Origin of the sequence: Mucilaginibacter sp. SG538B (assembly GCF_013376065.1) — a bacterium.
GTDB classification, from domain to species: domain Bacteria; phylum Bacteroidota; class Bacteroidia; order Sphingobacteriales; family Sphingobacteriaceae; genus Mucilaginibacter; species Mucilaginibacter rubeus.
Genome location: NZ_JABMJI010000004.1, coordinates 206,680 through 222,390, shown reverse-complemented (window position 1 = coordinate 222,390; position 15,711 = coordinate 206,680). Strand labels below are relative to the sequence as shown.

At 42.2% G+C, this 15,711-nt stretch carries 13 protein-coding genes; 4 read left to right on the top strand and 9 right to left on the bottom strand.

The genetic code is table 11. The annotated features are described in order from the left end of the window. The first annotated feature begins 87 nt into the window (after positions 1–87). Positions 88–1,161 carry a DUF4148 domain-containing protein gene (locus FHW88_RS21840; RefSeq protein ID WP_176627916.1) on the top strand — a complete coding sequence of 358 codons (1,074 nt, stop codon included), beginning with the start codon at positions 88–90 and terminating at the stop codon, positions 1,159–1,161. Between the two features lie 149 nt (positions 1,162–1,310). Continuing rightward, positions 1,311–2,276 (top strand): Gfo/Idh/MocA family protein, encoded by a 966-nt coding sequence (locus FHW88_RS21835; RefSeq protein ID WP_176627915.1) that lies wholly within the window; start codon positions 1,311–1,313, stop codon positions 2,274–2,276. A gap of 172 nt (positions 2,277–2,448) precedes the next feature. Here FHW88_RS21835 and FHW88_RS21830 read toward each other — a convergent pair whose 3' ends face one another. From FHW88_RS21830 to FHW88_RS21800, 7 genes are all read right to left on the bottom strand, one after another. Beyond that, positions 2,449–3,294 carry a metallophosphoesterase family protein gene (locus FHW88_RS21830; protein WP_176627914.1) on the bottom strand — a complete coding sequence of 282 codons (846 nt, stop codon included), beginning with the start codon at positions 3,292–3,294 and terminating at the stop codon, positions 2,449–2,451. Positions 3,295–3,389: 95 nt separating this feature from the next. Then, positions 3,390–3,956: a cupin domain-containing protein gene (locus FHW88_RS21825; protein WP_176627913.1), complete on the bottom strand. Its 567-nt coding sequence runs from the start codon at positions 3,954–3,956 to the stop codon at positions 3,390–3,392. A 363-nt stretch (positions 3,957–4,319) separates the two neighbouring features. Continuing rightward, the gene (locus FHW88_RS21820) at positions 4,320–5,141 is read right to left on the bottom strand and encodes a glycerophosphodiester phosphodiesterase family protein (protein ID WP_176627912.1); all 822 of its coding nucleotides are present in this window, start codon (positions 5,139–5,141) and stop codon (positions 4,320–4,322) included. A gap of 6 nt (positions 5,142–5,147) precedes the next feature. Further along, positions 5,148–6,245, bottom strand: a complete 1,098-nt coding sequence (locus FHW88_RS21815) for an alkaline phosphatase family protein (protein ID WP_176627911.1) — start codon at positions 6,243–6,245, stop codon at positions 5,148–5,150. 65 nt (positions 6,246–6,310) lie between these two features. Continuing rightward, complete coding sequence (locus tag FHW88_RS21810; protein WP_176627910.1) at positions 6,311–7,921, bottom strand: SusD/RagB family nutrient-binding outer membrane lipoprotein; 1,611 nt, start codon at positions 7,919–7,921, stop codon at positions 6,311–6,313. A 17-nt stretch (positions 7,922–7,938) separates the two neighbouring features. Then, positions 7,939–11,235, bottom strand: coding sequence for a SusC/RagA family TonB-linked outer membrane protein (locus FHW88_RS21805; RefSeq protein ID WP_176627909.1), 3,297 nt, complete (start codon positions 11,233–11,235; stop codon positions 7,939–7,941). Positions 11,236–11,412: 177 nt separating this feature from the next. Next, positions 11,413–11,997: a phosphonate degradation HD-domain oxygenase gene (locus FHW88_RS21800; protein WP_176627908.1), complete on the bottom strand. Its 585-nt coding sequence runs from the start codon at positions 11,995–11,997 to the stop codon at positions 11,413–11,415. Between the two features lie 298 nt (positions 11,998–12,295). On the opposite strand from FHW88_RS21800, the gene FHW88_RS21795 reads away from it, so the two are divergent. Then, a complete protein-coding gene (locus FHW88_RS21795; protein WP_090529371.1) occupies positions 12,296–12,874 on the top strand; it encodes a helix-turn-helix domain-containing protein in 579 nt (192 codons plus the stop codon). Positions 12,875–12,959: 85 nt separating this feature from the next. On the opposite strand, the gene FHW88_RS21790 is transcribed toward FHW88_RS21795, so the two are convergent. Then, complete coding sequence (locus FHW88_RS21790; RefSeq protein WP_218117268.1) at positions 12,960–13,715, bottom strand: helix-turn-helix domain-containing protein; 756 nt, start codon at positions 13,713–13,715, stop codon at positions 12,960–12,962. Between the two features lie 102 nt (positions 13,716–13,817). Continuing rightward, positions 13,818–14,789 (bottom strand): aldo/keto reductase, encoded by a 972-nt coding sequence (locus FHW88_RS21785; protein WP_176627906.1) that lies wholly within the window; start codon positions 14,787–14,789, stop codon positions 13,818–13,820. Positions 14,790–15,022: 233 nt separating this feature from the next. On the opposite strand from FHW88_RS21785, the gene FHW88_RS21780 reads away from it, so the two are divergent. After that, the gene (locus tag FHW88_RS21780; RefSeq protein WP_090529380.1) at positions 15,023–15,709 is read left to right on the top strand and encodes an HAD hydrolase-like protein; all 687 of its coding nucleotides are present in this window, start codon (positions 15,023–15,025) and stop codon (positions 15,707–15,709) included. Positions 15,710–15,711: the final 2 nt, after the last annotated feature.

The following is a 15,711-nucleotide window of genomic DNA, read 5'->3' as shown; positions in this document are numbered from 1 at the left end:
AACACAATTGCTGCTTTATAAGTAGCTGGAAATTAAATTAATTAGACACGCCTTACATACACCTGCATTATATTGAAAGTTAAAACAATGAAATTAAAAACGCTTGTACTATCCGCTACATTTGTGGCATCGGCAGCTTTGCTTTTAAACAGCTGCTCACAAAACGGCAGCAATGCCAAAACCGACGGTAAAAAAACCGCAGCTGCAGTTAAAGGTGATTCGGCCCAGGCTGAAACAGCAGATACCTTAAGCGTTAAAAAATCCACCTACCCTCCTATTGATAAAAAGCTGTACGATTCGTTGATGAAATTCAACGCGCATGGTGATACTACAGGCAGGTGGCCAGTAAAAAATACGCCTTATCCAATTGGTGGAGCTATTTTACCATTCAAACGTGTAGTTGCTTATTACGGTAACCTATACTCAAAAAGAATGGGCATTTTGGGCGAATTGCCGCCAAAAGAAATGCTTGCCAAATTAAAAGGCGAAGTAAAACACTGGGAAAAGGCAGATCCTAAAACTCCTGTTCAACCTGCGTTGCATTACATTGCCGTTGTAGCCCAGGGCGATGGCGGTAAAGATGGCAAATTCCGTTACCGTATGCCATTTAAACAGATCGACAGTGTATTGGTACTGGCTAAAAAAGCCCATGCTATTGTATTTTTAGATGTACAGGTAGCTTTAAGCAACATCCGCGCGGAATTACCACTACTTGAAAAATACCTGGAATTGCCACAAGTACATTTTGGTATGGACCCTGAGTTTTCAATGAAAGACGGAACTCACCCAGGTAAAAAGATTGGCACTTATGATGCCGATGACATCAACTACGTATCAGACTATCTTGCCAAAATTGTTAAGAAAAATGGACTGCCGCCAAAAATCCTGATAGTTCACCGCTTTACTAAAAAGATGGTGACCAATTATAAGAGTATCAAATTGCACCCGGAAATTCAACTGGTAATGAACATGGATGGCTGGGGCGAACCTGACCTAAAAACCGGCACTTACCGCTACTTCATTAACCAGGAGCCGGTACAGTTTACAGGCTTTAAATTGTTTTACAAAAACGATATCAAAAAACCACCTCACCACATGTTAACCCCTGAGGAGGTTTTATCAAGATACAAACCATACCCGATTTATATCCAGTATCAATAAGTTGGAAGTCTTAAGTCGAGAGTCTAAGTAGGAAGTTAAAAGTCCTGAGTAGGTAATAATATATTATTTACTCAGGGCTTTTGCATTTAAAGCCATATACTTGAAAAATCAATTTTTGACTTAGAACTCCGAACTTAAGACTTAGAACTATGTTTAAATGGGGCATTATTGGATGCGGGCGTATTGCACACAGATTTATGCAGGGTTTCGCAGTTGTTGATGGCGTTGAACTTTCAGCATCCTATTCGCGTAGAGCCGAAACTGTTGATGCCTTTGTTGCACAATATGGTGGTATAGCTTGTAGAAGTATCGATGAATTACTTGCGAGCGATATTGATGCAGTTTATATAGCTACGCTGCCTGACAGCCATGCCGCCTATAGCATTGCCGCGCTTAAAGCAGGTAAACATGTGCTTTGCGAAAAACCGGTTACCGTAAACCTTGCCGAGTTGGATAATGTACTTGCCGTTGCCAAACATACCGGCTTGCTTTTTATGGAAGGAATGAAACCGCCCTTCTACCCTTTATACAGTAAATTAAAAGAATATATTACTGATGACCCTATAGGTCCTGTTGGCTATATACGCGCCGGATCGGCCGTGGCCGATTGTCCGCCCGATCATCCAAATTACAATCTTGAACTTGTCGGTGGTAGCCTCATGGGGATTGCCATTTACGAAGCCTTTTTGGCACTCGACTGGCTCGGCCCCATGCAGGACATCCAAGCCATGGGCAGGTTTGGTGAAACCGGGATCGACATGTTTGCCATTTTTCAAACCCTGCATCAAAATGGCTACGCCCAATTGTATTGCGGCTTTGATATGCATGGTAAAGGCGACGCATTGATAGTAGGTACGCTGGGGCATATTACCATCCACAAAAACTGGTGGAACCCGGCAAAGGCAACTATTAGTTATCTTGATGGCCGCACGATAGAACTGGATGAACCATTTGTTGGCGGAGGGCTTAATTATGAAATCATCCATTTTTGTGAACTTATAAAACAAGGCAAAACCGAAAGCTTGGTACTGCCTCATGATCTATCCAGGCAGATGATTGCCATGATAGATCAGGCAAGGGAGCAAATAGGGTTAAAGTATCCGGTGGAAAAGTAGAATCTATAATAAACTTTGCTGGCGCAAGTTTTGTGCGATAGCCTGAGCACGCTAACTTGTGCCTTCTACGTCATGCAAAGGGACAAAGCAGGAAAAGCACAAGTCAGCCACCCACATACCCAGGGCTCAAGACTTTCGCTAAAAATACTCCATAATAAATCCGAAATTCTATTTACAGTTTAGCTGAGTTTAGCACCGGGTTTTGGCTTGCGTTTACCTGGTAGGTGTAGATAGCATTTTGCTCATCAACTTCAACTATGCGATAGCCTTTGTAGTCAGTACCCCAGTCACCGCCTATATGCGAATCAAAAAAATGTGGGAGTTTATCGGTATAACGTACGCCATCTAACAAATGATCATGCCCATGAAAAACAGCTTTAACGTTGGGATAAGCATGCAGCAATTGGATAGTTTCAGGGCAATCGACAAATACATCATTCTTAACCCATTTGGTAGGCGGGATGTGCAGTATCACAAAAACTATCTTTTTATCTGCAAGTTTGTCTAATGAAGCTTTCAGAAAAGCATTATTGGGGCATGTATAAACGCCTTTTGTATCAGCGGTGTGAGCCAGTACAAAACCTATATCGCCAAACTCTACCGTGTATTTATCCTCATAACCAAAGGCATTCTTCCAAACTGTGGCATCCGCAAAATCATGATTGCCGGGGATGGTATGGTAGGGGACATTTAATTTATCAAGGTATTTTGTTTTGATCTCCGGGAGCAGGTCCGGGCGATTGTGTACCAGGTCGCCGTTCACGATAACAAAATCAAGGTGGTTTTTGCTATGATCCTCGTTTAGCCATTTAATCATGTTGCCGGTGTGTAAAGCAAAGTCAGTTTCCGGCTGCCCGTAGTGAATATCAGATGCTAAAGCAAACCTTAATTTTAGTTTGGTTTTAGTGGCACGGCTATACCGGTTATTTTCGGCAGCAAAACTGTTAACAGCAGGTAAAAGACTTAAAGCGGCAACACCTGTTAAGGCAGTGCCAAAAAATTCGCGGCGCGAGGTCATAGGCTATTAGTTTACGGCAAAGGTAGGCTTGGGGTGTTAAATGAAAATTAAGAAAACATCGAATTTGACGTGTATTGTAATATACCGTAAGAAGTTTACTCCAGTTTTAACGGCGGACCCACTATTTGCATATCATGGTCGTTAAAAATTTTGGCGAGTTCCTGTTTTGTTGGTTCATGATCCAATGCTTGCATTGTTACAAAAAAATCTTCAAGCTTACCAGCAGGTTGAAACGTAACCGTCATTTTTCCTTTTTCAGATACTTGTGTCCATGCATGTGGTACATTTCGGGGTAAAAAAACACTATCGCCTGTACTCAAATGGAACTTATCTTCACCAACCTGGAAGTAGTAGGTACCATCTAAAACATAAAATATTTCGTCTTGCAAGGGATGCACATGCAATGGAGTACCCCGGCCTTGCGATAAACTTGTTTGTTCAAAAATAGCCAGGTCGCCGTCGGTATCACTGCCAGATACTTTCACATCCATTATATTTGAATTGACCCCTTTTAATTTAATATGCCCATGTATGCGGCCCTCTCCCGCACCTATTTTAAATCCTTTGTTTACCCGCATAAATCTCTTTACATCTATAGAAAAGGACGTTAAAGGCATTGCAGCAAAAGCTAACATGGCAGTAATGAAATTATTTCTTTTCATGGCAAAGCGGTTTTACATTGGTTTATAAAAAGAAACTTGTTAATATCTTACCTCATTGATATAAAAGTAGTTATAATTATTCAGTTACGCTAATCCCTAAATATTCTTACGTAATTGGGGTGCCGTTTTAGTTGATATATACTTGAGGGCTTTGATATTGCCCGCAAACATTTACTGGTTAGCGGGGCATATACCGAAAGGTCGCGGCGCGAGGTCATAGGATATTATTTCATTTGCAAACGTTGCTCTGTTATGGTAAATGACAGTTAAGAAACTATCTGAATCAGAATTTTCAAAATGCTTGAATTTTCAGAATTAAACACATCACATTCCGGACATTCTGAAAATTCTGATTCAGACAATTTACCTCAACCCCTTTTCTTTTAAAAACTTCACCAAAGCGGCAGGATGGTCTGTTTGTAAACCTTTTAAACCTGCTACAAGGGCTTTGTTCCAATCCGCGGGGCCTTCACCTACACTTTGGATATCAGGCCAAACCGGGATGTGGTATTCTCCGGCCAAGGCCACCATATCAGCAGTGTATTGGTTATAAGATCCGTCAAGAATATCGGGGTGATACTGATCAATGAAGCTTTTCATGCCGGCAGTATTTTTAACACTATCGGGCAGGCTCAGCATCAGCGGCATTTTGGGGGAAGCTTTTCGCCAGCCTGTAAATTGAGCGGCGCTGTTGATATAAACCAATACCTGCTTTTCCATGCCATATTCTTTGATCATTTGGTAAGCCTGTTCGGGGTCTGCAGCCTTAAAATCAAGGTAGATCCCTATCCGGTTTTTACACAATTGCAGGATCTGCTTAAAGGTTGGGATCCGGAATACCTGTTTACTTGCAGTATCTTTACTCTTAACTTTTAACTGCAGCAATTCCGCAAGTGTAAAATCCTTCAGTTGGCCTTTGCCATCAGTCATGCGGTTAATGCTGCCATCATGCATGCTTACCAGCTCGCCATCTTTGGTGGTACGCAGGTCTATCTCTACATAATCCGCCTCATTTTTTATTGCCTCCTTATACGCTTCAAGCGTGTTCTCCGGATAAATGACGTGATCGCCGCGGTGGGCAGCGACTATAAACTTGTGCCTTGAAACAGGAGCCGGGTTGGCCTGCCATCCATCACCGGGCAGCAGCCATAGTAAACCCAAAATTGTTAATAGTTGAAAACGCATCGTTATTTATTTTTTAGCTGTAACACTATTTATCGCATCCCCCACCTCATGACCTGCCGCGGCTTTAAAATCAAAGCCCAATAAATTGGCTATGGTTTGGGCCAGTTGCTTATGATAAGTTGTTTCACCTTGTTTCATTTCTCCTGATGCCGGGGTATCCGGGCCGATTACCGCAAACCAGGTTTGCTCTGAATGCAACACGTCCGACCCATGGTCATGCCATTTCTTCATTGGCTCATCGCCCCTGCCGTGGTCACAGGTGATGATCAGGGTAGTTTTGTTTTTATATGCCGGTTCTGATTGGATATAATCCCAAAGTTGTTTTATAAAGCCATCTTCCTGTTTAATGCGATCAAGGTAAAATTTATAATTGCCTGCATGGGCCATATCATCCGGTTCATCAAACGATACATATAAAGCACGCGGCTTGTATTGCATCATGTAATTTTTGGCAAACTCAAATGTCAGGAAGTCGATGCGGGTTGAATCGCTGATATAACGCGGTGCTTCCAATTGCAGTTCATTCAAGTATTTCAGGCGGTCGTTCATACCAGGAACATCCAGAGGCATAAAACCGGCGTTAACTAAAATACCGGCACGTTTCGGGCTTAAGATCTGCGAAAAACGTTCCCACGATGCAAATGCGGCTACCTTGTTTTCAAAACCTTTTTGCTTATTCAGAAATTCAAGCAGGTTCACGTTGGGGTTATAGATCCCATCGTTGGTATTCATGCGCTTATCCGGGAACCCAGTAAATATTTCATTATATCCGGGGTATGAAAAATGATAGGGGTTGGCTACTTCATCTTTACTCCCCAGATCGCGGTTTCCGTAAAGCTGACCTTTTTCAACCAAAGTACTCCAAAAGAAGGGCATCAGCAGTTTACGACGGTCAGCGGGTGCGTCGGCCCAGAAATTTTTACGCACCTCATTTTTATCATGCGTATCATTTGAATTGATGATGGCCGAATCGGCACCACGGAAAACCTCCTGCCAGCGTAAACCATCGATGGTGACAATAACTACATTTTGAGTTTTGCGCGTTTGCGCAAAGAGGGGGGTAAAAGATGCTGAAAACAGCATCACTAAGATCAGCTTTTTCATAGGTTGTGTTTAATCAATAAAGGCCCCAAACTAAGGGGCCTTTATATAGTGTTATTTACGGTTTGTTATTTAAGCAACCACATGATGCCATTGATATCATCACTGCCGCCAAACTGGCTTGTTAATGCCGCTTTGTAATTTGTAGCGTTAACAGTACGCTCTGACTGCGGATATTCAAAACGTGTAGGGATACGGCTGCTATTACCCGTCCCCGGCCCGGTAGTGAATGCAGGTACACCTGTACGACGATAAGTGAAATATGACTCAAGGCCTGAGTGACGGAACAACGCGAGATATTTTTGCTGTAATATTTGTGTAAGACCTGTTGCACCGTCGGCATATTTTACAGCAGGTTGCGCATAGTAGGTTGTCCAGTTAACAGTAACTGGGAACACATCATAGCTCGACTGATCGGCTGGACCTTTGGTTGCGCCCGGTCTGTAAAAGTATGCCGAAAATATACTTGAACCGGCAACTGTTGGGATACCATAATACTGGTACGATGCCTGGATACCATTAATATAATAGGTTTCGGCATTGCCTGTTGCCCAGCCGCGGTTAATACCTTCGGCAATATTGAACATCAATTCAGGATAGCCTATCTGGATACTTGGCTCGCCTATATAAGTTGAATAAAAGTGTTTACGGTTAATGAACGAGTAGCGCTGTAAGGTTGCATTGTTATACATCACACCAAGGTCAAGACCCGGATCGGCACCTACAAATGAATCAAAACTTGTTGGGCTTTGTTTCAGCGTATCAACCAAATAACGTGAAGGCTCTGCAGTTACAAAAACCCTTGGATCTTTAAATTTAGTAAGCAAACCGATATAAGTTGCCGATGAGTTTTGCCTTGATCCGTTTTGACCAAAGTTATCCGGGTTTTGAGGATAGTAGTTACTCGGCGCTACAAATTTATATTGCAGGTTATCGTCATTGCTGGTCATCAGCGGGTATTTAGTTGGATTACCAACAATAGCGGCAAATTGTGCTTTTACATCAATATCAGCTGTTTTTTTACTTAATGCAAGTAATAACCTGATGTGGAAACTGTTTACAGTTTTTTGCCACTTTGTAAGATCATTACCAAAGTAGATATCGTTTGACAAAGCGGCACCAACCCCTGTACCGCCCGAATTTGGATCGGCAATCAGTTTGGTTAAGTCGGCATTAGCGGCTTCAAGCCATGCTAAACATTGTACCATTACATCTTTCTGCGCATCATATTTGGGAGTAAGGTTATCCAGGCCTTTCAACGCATCGGTCATTGGAATATCACCTTCTTCGAGGCTCATTTTGCTGAAGAAGTAAGCCCTGAAAAATTTACCCATAGCTTCATACGGGTTAACGGCAGCGCCACCGGTTGCTGCAGCACGCTGCTCCATTACTACTACGTTTTTTAACGTGTTGTAATAGTTATCGCCACCGTCGGCAAAGGCATCATAACGGTTATTGCCATAATAATCGTAGTTATAAAGGTAATATTGCGAATAGATCTCATTGCTTGATTGTGGCAAATCAGCCATCTTATTAAGGATCCCGTTGAATAATAATGATGCCGGCACAACGCTTGGCACATTATTATTTTTGGTAAGGTCCTCAAAACTTTTCTTACATCCGGTTACTGTTAGCAAAGCAAACGCCGGCAGTATTAAAATTCTAAATATCTTTTTCATAATCATCGTATGTTTTATTAGAATGATACATTTAAGTTAAAACCATAGCTACGTACTGTAGGCGACTGCAATACAGTTGAAGAAGTAGCATAGTTATACTGATCTAAATCCACATCCTTGAAGCGTTTGTCTCCGTAGAAGTATAGCAGGTTACGGCCATAAACCGATACCGATGCTTTTTTGATGAATGATTTATCAAGCCATGCTTTAGGGAAATCATAACCAAGGGTTACTTCACGAAGTTTTGAGAAGGTTTTGCTCATCAGGTTTGACTCGTCGACATTGTAATATTTACTTACATAATCCTGCACAAATACTGTTTTGCCGTTAGGAGCGTATTGCAAAGCACCGTAGTTAATAATTTTACCTGTGGCCGGGTCATAGTTAATAGCGGCACCATTTGACACGGTTACGCCTTCGCCTACATAACTGCCGTTATAACCCTTTTTACCAAAGTTTTGCCAGTCTTTATAACGGGCGTCACCCAAAGCACCTGTAGCGGTTTCAATGTTTGCACCACCACGCATGGTTTTATTGTGCATGTAATCGATGATCACACCACCAACCGAACCGTCAAACTGGAAACCCATATTGAAGTTTTTGTAACGCAGTTTGTTACTGAAGCTCCATGAGTATTTGGCATTTTCGTTGCCTAAATATTGCGGAACCGGCAATGCTAACGGTTTACCGGCAGCATCATTGATGATTTGGCCCTGAGGAGTTCTTGCAAAAGCGGTACCATATAGTTTATCGGTACGGTCGCCTTTTTTGAAGAATGTTTTATAAGCGTCCTGACCCGGAGGCAACTCTTCATAAACGTCTTTAAAGGTAGCTACGTTAACTAAAACATTCCAGCTAAAACCGCCAAGATTTTTGATAGGGGTGCCTTCTAATGAAAACTCATAACCGGTTTTCCTGGTTTTTAAAGCGTTAAGATATAAAGTGGTGTAACCAGTAGCCGTTGAAATTGAGTTAGCTAAAATTTGCGGACCGTCAATATATTGGAAAGTAGTAGCCGATAAACCTAAACGATTTTGTAAGAATTTGATATCGAAACCTTCTTCGTAGTTAACGCGAGTTGAAGTTTTGATATTTGGCTGATACAAAAAGTCAGATGCAGAAGCTGCCGGTTGGCTGTTATAGGGTTTACTGGTTAAGTAGAACGGGTTAAGCTGATAACTTGGGCCGTTATAAGGCGAGTTATAAGTACTGCCGTAACCAAGCGGATTTAAGAATAACGGGTTTGAATTTGGATTGCTGGTAGTTGTTGAACCGCCATAAACCGAAATAGCGTTAAATGGGGCAGGGCCAATTGTTGAACTTGAAGCATCGGCTTTTACTGTTGAGTAAGATGCCCTTGCTTTTAAGAATGAGATAACCTCGGGCAGTTTAACGTAATCAGAGATCACTGTAGCTGCCGATACACTTGGATAGTAATAAGTAGTTACGTTTTGAAAAGCCGACGATTTATCAATACGGCCGGTGCTTGATAAGGTAGCATATTTACCAAATGTAGCGTCAATTGAGTAGTAACCGCTTAACACACGTTCGGCTGATGAGAAGTTGGTTGACTGTACAGCGTTTTTTGAGTTACTGAAAGCGTAAACTTCCGGCACGTTCAAATAATCTGTTGATGTCCAGCTGGAGTTGTAGTTGAAGCTACGCAGGTTTGAACCAACTAAACCTGATAAGTTCACGAAGTTTTTGATCGTGTAGTTGTAGTTAACAAATAACTCGGTGTTGTTATCAAACAGGTTACGACGGTCTTCGCGGTAATCGCCCTGATTACCTTCACGGCCATAAGGGTGGGCCGAAAATGGAAGGTCTTCAGTACGAAGGATGTTATACGTATCAATTTGTGAGCGCAAAGTAACATTTAAGTTATCGTTGATTTTGAAGTTACCTGACAAGTAACCGTAAACGTCGTTTTTGTAATGGCCGCGGGTCCATTTTTGAGTTAACAGGTAAGGGTTATGGTAACGGGTGTACTCGGCAAATACCGATTGTACGCCTTCTTTACCTGGCTGCCAAATGGCTTTGATATCCGGTGCGTTGATATTCCAGTCGGCACCTGTCCATACAGCAATGTTATAGATAATACTGTTAGGGCCGTATTGCACATCTGGAAAGTTATCAGTTGATTGCCTGTTAAAATCAACGTTCGCTTCAAATTTCCAACGCTTTGTAGGAGTGAATTGAGCGTAAAAGTTAGCATTGGCTATATCAAGGTATTGAGAAGGGATATAGCTTGTCTGGTGCTGTTGTGAAACTGAAAAACGGGTTACATAAGTATCACCAACCGAACCTAATGATATGTTATTGTTGGTTTGGTAACCGGTTTTCAAAAAGTTTTTCAGGTTGTCTTTACCACGTGCAACCCATGGAGTGCCCTGGCGCACGCCGTTAACAACCGGGCTGTCATATTGCGGGATTAACTGACCTGCAAAGTAAGGACCCCAAACGTCGTAATCGCTGTCCACACCACCTGGTGCACCACCTTTACCATCAACAAAGGTATAAAAAGTGTTTTCACCCGGACCAAACAAGCTTTGGGTACGAGGGAAAGCAAGGAAGCCCGTATTCATTACCGTACTGCTGTTAATATCAACTGTCAAGCCTTTTTTGTTTTTCTCGCCTTTCTTAGTGGTAATTAAAATCGCACCGTTTTGTGCACGGCTACCATATAGTGCGGCTGCAGACGGGCCTTTTAACACTGTATAGGTCTCGATATCATCAGGGCTGATGTTATAGGTATCAGTATTAATAGGAAAACCGTCAACAACATATAATGTAACCGAGTTACCCCTGATCAATACAGATGGGTTACCCAAAAGTTCGGCCGAAGGGCCTACTGATAAACCGGCCACTTTACCTGTTAAACCTGTAATAGGGTTAGGGTCGCGGGCCATGGTAACATCGGCACCGTTTACTGATTGGGTTGAGTAACCGATACGCCTGGTTTCTTTCTTTACACCAAGGGCTGTCACAACAACCTCATTTAAAGCCTTGCTATCGCCAATCATAGTTATGTTTATGGTTGTTTTGTTATCAACTACAACGTAAACCGGCGCGTAACCTACAAATGAGTAAATGAGTGTTTGACCGGCAGTTGCCGTAATACTGTAACGGCCATCAATATCGGTAACAGTGCCTTTATTTTGTTCTTTAATTCTTACGCTTACGCCCGGCAGGGGCAAGTGTTTGTCATCGGTAACAGTACCGCTTATTTTGGTTTGTCCGAATAAAATAGATGGAGCTACGCAAAATAACAAAACCGTTATTACGGTTTTTAATCTCTGGTAAATCTTGTTCATCTGCTAAAGTTTAAGGGTGAAACAGTCAAATTTTTCATGCAGCAATACTAAACTTTGTTTATTATTAGTAAACCAATTTAGTATTAAGCTATACTTAACTTGATGTTCACCCTGTGTTAAGCAGGTGATTTTTGTAACAGGCAGATTATATATTAATCACAAAAACTTAATATGATATTATTCGTTTACCACCTGCAGATGCGCCAGGGCAATAGCTTTTAAATGATCAAGGTTATTTACGGGTACATACATTTCCTTGGCCATGTCGTCCCAGTAGCGCAGTCTGATGATAAGTTCAGCATCCTGGTTTAATTCAAATTCTGCAGCTTCGGCCGCAGTCATTACGCCTCCCTGAAATTCGAGGGTGGCTTTACTGGCATCCGACAGGCGATTATAGTATTCGGGATATTTATAAGTAAGATATCTTTTGGCAATTACATGGCCCTGCACCAGGTTGGCAACCCGTTCAGAAAACCCACGCTCTAACAGGTAATCGGCACCCAGGCGCTCATGGTCAACATTGCCCATGCCATCCATACTTCCTGCTTCTTCAGCATCAGCACAAAGATGCCCTATATCATGAAAAAACGCGGCAAGTACAACCTCATCGTCATAGCCCTCAGCCTCCGCAAGCGAAGCTGCCTGCGACATATGCTCCAGTTGAGAAACAGGCTCCCCTATATAATCGGCATCGCCAAATTTTTCGTATAAAGAAAACACTTCATCAACCACAGCTTTCGGATTATATTGAGATGGTGCCATGCAATTAAAATTTTTAGGTGCAAATAAACAGCATGCAGGTTAGGTAATTATTAAATATTCATGAAATATATCAATCAGAACCCATATTTAACATTAAATTTTAATACAACAGGGCCGCTTATCTTGCTAAAGATAGGCAATTTCAAAACGCACGTATTGTTATTGAAACTTAACTAATACAACAATATTATATAAATATCCGTTAACATTTACACTATACTGTTCAAAGCGTAACAAAAAAATCATTTTGGATAAATAGCCTGATTAATTACTTTGCGCACCAAATAACCTGCTATAGATGGAAGAAGACATACTGATACAGATCAGTAACCGGATAAAAGAACGCCGCCGGGAAAAAAATATAACCGTACAGGAACTTGCTATAAGGGCTAACGTAAGCAAAGGCCTGATATCCCAAATTGAAAACAGCCGTACCATTCCATCGCTTATCGTACTGATAGATATTATTAAAGCACTGGAGATAGATTTGAACGAGTTTTTTAAAGATATGCGTTCAAAAAGCGATCATCTCCCAGTTTTGGTAAAGCGCAAACACGAATACGATCATTTTGAAAAAGAACATGCCGATGGTTTTCATTACCAGCGCATCTTTACACAATCAATAAGTCAAAGTACTGTTGATATCGTAATATTGGAGCTTGAACCCGATGCCTCCCGTCCGCTTGTTGAAACCGAAGCATTTGAATATAAGTATATCCTATCCGGCCAGGTTGCTTACCGGTTTAATGACGATACCGTAACCCTTAACCAGGGCGACAGCATGCTCTTTGACGGGCGCATCCCCCACACTCCAAAAAACATGGGCGATACCACGGCGAGCATGCTGGTGGTATACTTTTTTGAAGAGAAGAAGTAGTTTAGTGAATGGTTGATTGGGTTGATTAAGTGAGTGGTGAATTGGATATAGAATAATACACTTTTATCAACAGAAAAAACTCCGGTTAGTGCGTCCACTCGGTAGGTGCTTTGCCAAATTCTTTTTTAAACGAATGGGAAAAATGGGCCAGGCTTTCAAATCCTAAATCGAGGTAAATTTCAGATGGTTTACGGTTTTTGTTTTCGATGAGGTGGCGCGCCTCCGCAAGTCGCCTGGTTTGCAGCCAATGTCGGGGCGAAGTATCAAAAGTTTTTTGGAAATCGCGTTTAAATCCCGCAAGGCTCCGGCCGGTAAGTTGCGCGAATTTCTCGACAGGTACGTTAAAATGAAAATTGCTGAGCATAAATTTTTCCAGGTCGATTTTATGAGGCTCCGAAAAATCGAACAGGAAATCTTTAAGCTCGGGCATAGTATGTAGTAATAAGTGTACGGCTTCCCTTACTTTCAGCATGCCCAGTTGTTTGGTTATTTTTTCGTTGGGATGGTGCACATAAGGAATCACAGATTGAAAAAAGCCCCGCAGAAATTCACTTTCGGGGATTTTGATATTGGGCTGACCGGTGTATTTCCGTCCCGGCTCTATCTGTTCTTCCAGGGCAAGCTGCCGCAGCATATCTTCTTTCAGGCAAATGATGATAGTTTGATAGTCACCGCCATCAACGGGCATTTTGACGAGTTCGCCCAATTGATTTTTACGGATCAGCATCATTTCGCCGCCCTTCATCGAAATTTTTTGATTTGCGGTTTCGATGCTGAATTGCCCTGAAACCTGTAATACCAGGGTGCTATGCTCAAAAAAACCTACCTTTTCCTTTCTCATCCCCGAGAAAAAAGAATAAAAGATTACGCCTGGAATTATTTCGGTTGGATTGGTCACTATGTAAATATATAAAACAGGAGGGGCTTATGCAGCCCCGTCCATTTATCGTTGCAGGTATGTACCACCTAATATTGCCCCCTGGGCAAAAGCGGTGTTGAGTGTATTCATTTCCTCAGCACTAAATTCAATTTGCATGGCCTGTATATTTTCCGGCAGGCGCGATCTGCGGCTCATGCTTACCAGCGGCATAATGTTATCGCCCTGAGCGTTTACCCATGCAATGGCAAGTTGGGTAGGCGTGTAGCCTTTGTCGCCGGCCATTTGTTTTAGTACTTCAACTTTTTCAAGGTTCTTCACCAGGTTTTCTCCCTGGAAACGTGAAAAGTGATTATGATAGCTATCTGCCGGAAGCGGCGCTTTCATATCGCCCGTAAGTAAACCTTCGGCGGTATTGGCAAATGCTACTACGCCAATGCCCAGTTCTTTAGCAGTAGGCAGCAGATCGTTTTCAATTTGCCTGTCAGCTAATGAGTAGCCTATTTCCAGCGCGGTTACCGGGTGTATGCTGTTGGCTTTGCGTAACTGATCGGCTGTAATTTCAGAAACACCAAGGTGGCGTACTTTACCTTCCTTAATCAGATCTGCAACGGTACCTATCACATCCTCCACCGGTACGCTGTTATCCAGGCGGCATGGCTGATACAGGTCGATAGTATCGATACCTAATCGCACTAACGAATAATTGATGAAGTTTTTAATAGCTATAGGGCGAAGGTCTAAGCCAAGCCATTGCCCATTATAAAAGATAGCGCCAAATTTTACGCTGATAAACGCGTCATCCCTGCGGCCTTTAATGGCCTTGCCTACCAATAACTCATTATGACCGGCGCCATAAAAATCGCCGGTGTTTAAAAAGTTAATGCCACTATCTAAAGCTGCCCGTATGGTAGCGATACTTTCATTTTCATCATTGGCCTTGCTGCCCCAAACTGATGACATGCGCATACAACCCAGGCCCAGTTTTGAAACCAGCGGACCGTTTTTGCCCAAGTTTATTTTCGTTATGTTCTCCATAGTTGATATTTAATTTAAAACAAAGATCAGGTATCTTGTTCATGGGTAAATTTCTTGCACGGCTCAATTTACTTGTCTGTATGGCTCAAATTTTTACGATAACTCTTTGTAAAACTCGCACACAAACTATGGGAACAAAATCGACCATTTACCACCTTAACCAAACCTTAACACTAACTTAGTTTAATTTTAATAAAATAAGTTTAGTATTGCTAAACATTATAAATGTTGTTATGAGTATAAAATTAGTGGTATTTGACATAGCCGGCACCACGGTTAAAGACGATCATGAAGTTAGCAAAGCTTTCAGGGCTGCCATGCAAAAGTCCGGTTATGAAGTTGGACTGGAAAAAATAGATCCGCTGATGGGGTATGAAAAAACCCTCGCTATCCGCAAAATGCTTACTGAACACGAGACTGATCAATCAGTTATTACGGACGAGCTGGTAACCACTATCCACAAAGAATTTGTGCAGCAAATGATTAACTTTTACCAGTTTGAGCCGGGTATTGAGCCGTTGCCAAACGTAGAGGAAACGTTTGCTAAACTGCATGAGCAGGGCGTTAAAGTTGGTATCAATACCGGCTTCTCGCGCGATATTGCAGATACCATTGTAAACCGCCTGCAATGGCAGGAAAAAGGGCTGATAGATTACGTTGTTGGATCAGACGAAGTTGAACTTGGTCGCCCGCATCCTTTTATGATCCGAAAAATGATGCTTGAGGCCGGCATAACAGATGCACTTGAAGTGGCTAAAGTAGGCGACACCGAGGTTGACGTACGCGAAGGTCAAAACGCGGGCTGCAAATATTCCATAGGCGTAACTACCGGCATTTTTACCCGCGCCGAGCTCGAAACTTATAATCCTACCCATATTATTGATGATATTGCACTGGTAATTGATATCATAAACCAATAAGT